This window comes from Vibrio sp. Vb1554, assembly GCF_033344235.1.
The window spans coordinates 1-1,580 of record NZ_JAWPOJ010000140.1 but is presented as its reverse complement, the minus strand read 5'-3'; the positions used below and the strand labels follow the sequence as shown (position 1 = coordinate 1,580).

Sequence of the window (1,580 nt, the reverse complement as noted above, 5' to 3'; positions counted from 1 at the left end):
GTGTGAAACAATCCGCACCGCACCTTCGAACGTGTGCAGAGCCATGGTTAACGCTGGGCGCATGTCTAAGTCTAGGTGGTTGGTTGGTTCGTCGAGTAGCAATAGGTTTGGTTTTTGCCACACGATCAATGCCAGCACTAAGCGTGCCTTTTCACCACCAGAGAACGGTGCGACTTTTTCTAGCGCTTTGTCGCCTTGGAAACCAAAACTACCTAGGTAATCGCGTAGTTGCTGCTCTGTTTGATCCGGTGCAATCTGCATCATGTGCTGCAGTGGTGTTTCTTCTGGGTGCAACGTTTCCAACTGGTGCTGAGCAAAGTAGCCGATCTTTACGCCTTGCGAATAGGTGAGATCGCCGCCTTGCGCTTTAAGTTCACCTGAAAGCAGTTTGATTAAGGTCGATTTACCTGCGCCGTTGCGGCCAAGCAAACCAATACGGCTGCCCGGTACTAAGTTCAGACGAATCTTTTCTAAAATTAGGTTGTCGCCGTAACCTGCCGATACGTCGTCCATCATCATGATTGGATTTGGCAGCGCAGCTGGTTGACGGAATTCAAAGCTGAATGGGTTATCGAACTGCGCGGGCAAGACTTTTTCCATGCGTTCTAGCGCTTTGATTCGGCTTTGCGCTTGGCGCGCTTTCGACGCTTTGTAGCGGAAGCGGTCGATGTAGCTTTGCATGTGCGACATTTGCTTTTGTTGCTTCTCGAACATCGCTTGTTGCAGCATCATTTTTTGCGCACGTTGATTTTCGAATGACGAGTAGTTGCCCGTGTATTCGTTCAGCTGTTGGTTTTCGATATGGATGATGCGACCAACGATCGGATCTAGGAAATCTCGGTCGTGCGAGATCAAGATCAGTGTGCCAGGGTAGTTTTGCAGCCAGCGTTCTAGCCACATTACGGCGTCCAAATCCAAGTGGTTGGTTGGTTCGTCGAGCAGTAGTAGATCGGAACGACACAATAGTGCTTGAGCCAAGTTAAGGCGCATACGCCAACCACCAGAGAACTGAGTTAAGTTCCAGCTCATCTGTTCTTGGCTAAAGCCAAGGCCGTCAAGCAATTCTGCCGCACGGGCACGGATGCTATAACCGCCAATGGTTTCGATCTTGCCGTGAATTTCTGCCACCAGCGTACCGTTGTCTTTTTCTTCGGCAACCGCTAGCTGTTGCTCAAGACCGCGGTATTCGCGATCACCATCAATGACGTATTCCAGTGCGCTGCGTTCTAAAGCAGGTGTTTCCTGCGCTACCCACGCCAATTCCCAATGCTGAGGTTGGCTGAACGAGCCCGCGTCAATCGACAGTTCATCTTTCAGTAGAGCAAATAAGGTCGATTTACCACAGCCGTTTTTGCCAACCAGACCCACTTTGTCACCTGGGTGAATGGTTGCCGATGCTTGGTCTAAAAGAGGTTTACCGCCACGCAGTAACTGAATATCAGAGAAGGTAATCATAGGGTTTTTGTTCACTTTGCGCAGCGCGCGTTTCTTGGTCGTTGATCTCGCGATGAATAGTAGGGCTATTGACGGGAAAAGTCGATCACTGAGCTTTAATTGCATTATGCTATACAAAAAAGTAT

At 49.6% G+C, this 1,580-nt stretch carries 1 protein-coding gene; it reads right to left on the bottom strand.

Going from position 1 to position 1,580, the window contains the following annotated elements:
* The coding region (locus R8N28_RS24370; RefSeq protein WP_318183567.1) for an ATP-binding cassette domain-containing protein at positions 1-1,455 on the bottom strand (1,455 nt) is incomplete at its 3' end.
* Positions 1,456-1,580: the final 125 nt, after the last annotated feature.